At 54.1% G+C, this 279-nt stretch carries 1 protein-coding gene; it reads left to right on the top strand.

All coding sequences use genetic code 11. From position 1 onward, the window contains the following. Positions 1-236, top strand: a 236-nt coding sequence (locus HKX41_11255; protein NNC24708.1) for a site-specific integrase, incomplete at its 5' end; no start/stop codon positions are given. Between the last annotated feature and the right edge of the window lie 43 nt (positions 237-279).

Raw genomic sequence — 279 nt, 5'->3', positions numbered from 1 at the left:
AGGACGAGTCCTCGAAGAACGACGAGAACTGGCGGACAAGTCTCCAGGAACGCACGGTGACGATGCTGGACCACTGGCTTGACCAACGAAAAACCGACGAGAAGTACGACGACTCTGATAAGTTGTGGCTCACGCTATACGGGAATCCCTATGGATCAGCATCGCTGCGTCAACTTCTCCATCGGCTCTGTGATCTCGCCGACATCGACTACGAAAACCACAGTCTGTCCTGGTAATCGCTTCGCCACACTACTGGAATGTACATGGCACGCGAAGAGG

The sequence above is a fragment of the Salifodinibacter halophilus genome (genome assembly GCA_012999515.1).
In the GTDB taxonomy this organism is placed as follows: Bacteria; Pseudomonadota; Gammaproteobacteria; order Nevskiales; family Salinisphaeraceae; genus Salifodinibacter; species Salifodinibacter halophilus.
The sequence above is the reverse complement of the archived record's forward strand: the minus strand, read 5'-3'. Positions and strand labels throughout refer to the sequence as shown.